This window comes from uncultured Porphyromonas sp. (assembly GCF_934359325.1).
In the GTDB taxonomy this organism is placed as follows: Bacteria; Bacteroidota; Bacteroidia; order Bacteroidales; family Porphyromonadaceae; genus Porphyromonas_A.
Genome location: NZ_CAKRLH010000131.1, coordinates 1 through 4,555, shown reverse-complemented (window position 1 = coordinate 4,555; position 4,555 = coordinate 1). Strand labels below are relative to the sequence as shown.

The window sequence follows — 4,555 nt, the reverse complement described above, 5'->3', positions numbered from 1 at the left end:
AATGGCGTCTCCTTCATCATCCTCGTGGGTATCCTGGCACGCTTCCCCTCCGCAGTGGTGAGCGAGTTTGTACTTCGCTTCAACGTCTCCGGAGGACTCTTTGTCTTTATCCTTGAGATCCTGCTCCTCCTCATCGTGATCGTAGGTGCGATCCTGCTCGTACAGGGGACACGTCGTATCCCGGTACAGTACGCTAAGAGGACCGTCGGCAACCGCATGTATGGTGGTGCTCGTCAGTATATCCCGCTGAAGATCAATGCCGCCAACGTGATGCCGATCATCTTTGCCCAGGCGATCATGTTTATCCCGCTGACCTTTATCGGCTACGGGAATAACGTGTCCCACTTCTGGCAGCAGTTCCTGCAGGGACAAGGCTTCTGGTACAACTTCATCTTTGCCCTCCTGATCATCCTCTTTACCTACTTCTACACCGCTGTGACGATCAATCCCGGTCAGATCGCTGACGACCTGAAGAGGTCCAATGGATTTATCCCCGGCATCAAGCCCGGTAAGGCGACCAAGGAGTACATCGACGACGTGATGAGTAAGATCACCCTACCGGGTGCCATCTTCCTCGCCATCGTGGCCATCCTCCCCGCCTTTGCTCGTCTCGCAGGTATAGACGCACAGTTCTCGCAGTTCTTCGGCGGCACCTCTCTGATCATTATGGTCGGCGTGGTCCTCGACACACTGCAGCAGATCGAGGGGATGCTCCTCCAGCACCACTACGATGGACTGCTCGAGGGGACCCATATCAAGGGGCGTAACGGTAATATGTACCACTGATCTCGAGAGATAGAAACACCTTACACTGATGATCCGTCGCAATCACATTATCCTCAAGACGCGAGAGGAGATCGATAAGCTCTATCTCGCCAATCAGCTCAATAGCCGCACCCTCGCAGAGGTGGCTAAGCACATCCGACCCGGGGTCAGTACGGCAGAGCTGGATAAGGTGGCGCACGACTTCATCATCAGCCACGGAGGCTACCCCGCCTGTCTCGGATATGAGGGCTTCCCGGGGAGCATCTGTGCTTCGGTCAATGAGATCGTCGTCCATGGTATCCCCAGCACGGACGTTATCCTCCAGGAGGGAGACATCATCACGGTAGATCTCTGTACGGAGCTGGACGGCTTCATCGGCGATAGCGCCTTTACCTTCCCGGTAGGGGAGATAGATCCTAAGGTGGCTGATCTGCTCAATACGACCAAGGAGGCGCTCTACCTCGGTATCGACCAGGTAGAGGTAGGCAAGCACATCGGAGACATCGGCGAGGCGGTGCAGAGGCACTGTGAGGCGAAGTTCTACGGTGTCGTCCGCGAGTTTGTCGGTCACGGCATCGGACGCGGCATGCATGAGGATCCCAATGTACCCAACTATGGTCACCGCGGGACCGGTCCCATGATCGAGGAGGGACTCTGCATCTGCATCGAGCCGATGATCACCCTCGGTAGTAAGAACGTCTTCATCAGCTACGACGGCTGGACAGTCCGCACTAAGGATCGCAAGCCGGCCGCTCACTTCGAGCACTGCATGGCTGTGGTCGACGGACGAGCCAAGCTGATGAGCACCTTCGACTACATCTACGAGGTGATCGGCAGGGATACCTTCTGAGGGGAGGGCTTGCAGGAGTCGTAAGGATTTCTTATCATTGAGAGATACATTTCATAACACAACAAGGAGAAAGCATAATGGCAAAAGAACCAGCAATAGAGCAAGATGGTGTCATCATGGAGGCTCTGTCCAACGCTATGTTTAAGGTAGAGCTGGACAACGGACATGAGCTCACTGCACACATATCCGGCAAGATGCGGCTGCACTACATCCGCATCCTCCCCGGCGATCGTGTGAAGGTGGAGATGTCCCCCTATGATCTCACTAAGGGGCGTATCGTCTACCGGTACAAGTGATCCGGCAGTCCGACCTCGGAGAAGTCTCTTATTGTGCATAGGCGATTTTGACCTATATGTAGCTCCGAGCCTCCGGACGGATCCCCTTGGGATCACGCCGAGCTCCACCTATACATACCACTAATTATTGGCGGCGACGACGCTCACCGCCTGAGACTATAGAAGAAAGAGATGAAAGTCAAAGTTTCCATCAAGAAGCGTGACGACGACTGCAAGTTTGTACGTCGTAAGGGACGCCTCTACGTCATCAACAAAAAGAATCCTAAGTTCAAGATGCGTCAGAAGTAATCCGATGGCGGCACACTCGCGAGAGTGTGATCCCATGGATTATGAGGACGACAATCTTGGGCAGATGGTATCTTAGTCTACTAAGACACATCCACTCATTTACGTTTTTATAATATATGGCTATAAGAATAGTAGGTGTAGACTTACCGCAAGACAAGCAGGGACAGATCGCACTGACCTACATCTATGGCATTGGCCGCAGCGCAGCTCGCACTATCCTCGACAAGACGGAGGTGCCTCGCGAGACCAAGGTCCAGGACTGGACAGACGATCAGGCTGCCGCTATCCGTGAGTACATCACTGCCAATTACAAGGTAGAGGGAGACCTCCGCAGTACGCAGCAGATGGACATCAAGCGCCTCATGGATATCGGTTCTTACCGCGGTATCAGACACCGTAACGGTCTTCCCGTACGTGGACAGAAGACCAAGAACAACGCTCGTACCCGCAAGGGACGTAGGAAGACGGTCGCTAATAAGAAGAAGGCGACCAAGTAACACGGTCATCTATAGTTTATGGCAAAGAATCAAACAGCCAAGAAGAGGAAGGTCCAGGTCGATGCCATCGGTCAGGCTCATATCCACTCTTCTTTCAACAACATCATTATCACCCTCACCAACAACCAGGGTCAGGCTATCAGCCAGTCCTCTGCCGGTAAGATGGGCTTCCGGAGCTCTAAGAAGAACACCCCCTACGCCGCTCAGATGGCTGCCGAGGATGCTTCCAAGAAGGCTCACGACGCCGGTCTCCGCAAGGTGACGGTCTATGTACAGGGCCCCGGTAACGGTCGCGAGAGTGCCATCCGCACGATCAATAACGCCGGCATCGAGGTGATGGAGATCATCGACGTGACGCCCATGCCCCACAACGGCTGCCGTCCTCCCAAGCGTCGCAAACCCTGATGATGAGATCCGAGAGCGATCGATGACCTCGTGTCATCGTCTCAGGTGTCCCTCATAGATAAGTGATGGCATAGTGTAGATAAGAGAAATGTCCCTGTAGGAGTCGCGCACCTTACCCTCCGGTAAGCCGGTGCCTCTGCCACTCTGGCGGAGTGATAGATACAGGGACGACGCGCAGCACTGTGCTGATCCCTTGGAGGATCCCACCGATCGATCTCATATAATCCACACATAATAGTAATAGATAAGTCATGGCAAGATATACAGGTCCTAAGGCTAAGGTCAATCGCAAGTTTGGCGAGCCTGTCTTTGGCAATGTCAAGAGTAAGAAGACAACACCTCCCGGAGAGCACGGAAACTCCCGTCGCCGTAGGGCATCCGAGTATGGTAATCAGCTGCGCGAGAAACAGAAGGCAAAGTACACCTATGGAGTCCTGGAGCGTCAGTTCCGCAACTACTACAAGAAGGCCTCCAGTATGCCCGGTGTACGTGGCGAGATCCTCCTCCAGTTGCTGGAGCAGCGTCTCGACAATGTAGTATTCCGTCTCGGTCTCGCTAAGTCTCGTGCTGCAGCTCGTCAGCTCGTCAATCACCGCCACATCATCGTCGACGGTAAGGTGGTCGACATCCCCTCCTACTCCGTACAGCCCGGTCAGGTCGTCGGCGTACGCGAGAGAGATAAGAATCTTGAGATCATCCGCGAGGCGGTACAGAGTCTGGGACACAACCAGTACTCCTGGCTCGCTTGGGATGGTGCGGCACAGGCAGGTACCTTCCTCCACGTGCCCGAGCGCGCCGATATTCCTGAGAATATCGTAGAGCAGTCTATCATCGAGCTGTACTCTAAGTAATAATTGATCCTTTCCGACTTTCGAGTCATTTAATAGCAGTGATATGGCTTTACTAGTATTCCAAAAACCAGACAAGCTGGTCTTCACGGAGTCGACACCCACACACGGGAGAGCAGACTTCAAGCCCTTGGAGCCCGGATACGGTCTTACCATCGGCAATGCTCTGCGTCGTATTCTCCTCTCCTCGCCCGTGGGCTTTGCCATCAATTCCATCAAGATCTCCGGCGTAGCACATGAGTTTGCCACCGTGCCCGGAGTTGTTGAGGATGTGACAAATATCATTCTTAATCTCAAGAAGGTCCGCTTCAAGCAGATCATCCAGGGTGAGGACGATGAGCAGGTGACGATCAAGGTCAGTGGAAAGGACAAGAAGCAATTGACAGCCGGCGACATCGCCCCGCTCACCAATTTTGAGGTGCTCAATAAGTCGCAGATCATCTGCCACCTCGATAAGTCAGCCTCCTTTGATCTCACGCTCTTCATCGACAAGGGTCGTGGATGGGTCTCCTCTGACGATATTGCCGAGTCCTTCGACGACCCGGAGCGTATCGCCATCGATGCGATCTATACCCCGATCCTCAATGTCAAGATGAGTGTCGAGAA

7 protein-coding genes and 1 pseudogene are annotated in these 4,555 nt (G+C 53.8%); all 8 read left to right on the top strand.

Going from position 1 to position 4,555, the window contains the following annotated elements; genetic code table 11:
* Positions 1–786: SecY family transport protein (locus Q0F21_RS05555; RefSeq protein WP_297238147.1), on the top strand; the 786-nt coding region annotated here is incomplete at its 5' end.
* Positions 787–814: 28 nt separating this feature from the next.
* Positions 815–1,615, top strand: a complete 801-nt coding sequence (gene map, locus Q0F21_RS05550) for a type I methionyl aminopeptidase (protein ID WP_297238146.1) — start codon at positions 815–817, stop codon at positions 1,613–1,615.
* A gap of 77 nt (positions 1,616–1,692) precedes the next feature.
* On the top strand, positions 1,693–1,911 hold the full coding sequence (infA, locus tag Q0F21_RS05545) for a translation initiation factor IF-1 (RefSeq protein WP_025081668.1): 219 nt from the start codon (positions 1,693–1,695) through the stop codon (positions 1,909–1,911).
* 171 nt (positions 1,912–2,082) lie between these two features.
* Positions 2,083–2,199: a 50S ribosomal protein L36 gene (gene rpmJ, locus Q0F21_RS05540; protein WP_018106937.1), complete on the top strand. Its 117-nt coding sequence runs from the start codon at positions 2,083–2,085 to the stop codon at positions 2,197–2,199.
* 116 nt (positions 2,200–2,315) lie between these two features.
* Entirely contained in the window at positions 2,316–2,696 is a 381-nt protein-coding gene (gene rpsM / locus Q0F21_RS05535) for a 30S ribosomal protein S13 (protein ID WP_018106936.1), read from the top strand.
* 18 nt (positions 2,697–2,714) lie between these two features.
* Positions 2,715–3,101 carry a 30S ribosomal protein S11 gene (gene rpsK, locus Q0F21_RS05530; protein WP_018106935.1) on the top strand — a complete coding sequence of 129 codons (387 nt, stop codon included), beginning with the start codon at positions 2,715–2,717 and terminating at the stop codon, positions 3,099–3,101.
* A gap of 251 nt (positions 3,102–3,352) precedes the next feature.
* Positions 3,353–3,952 carry a 30S ribosomal protein S4 gene (rpsD, locus tag Q0F21_RS05525; RefSeq protein WP_297130192.1) on the top strand — a complete coding sequence of 200 codons (600 nt, stop codon included), beginning with the start codon at positions 3,353–3,355 and terminating at the stop codon, positions 3,950–3,952.
* A gap of 43 nt (positions 3,953–3,995) precedes the next feature.
* Positions 3,996–4,555 (top strand): annotated as a pseudogene (locus Q0F21_RS05520) (DNA-directed RNA polymerase subunit alpha); the annotation flags it as partial.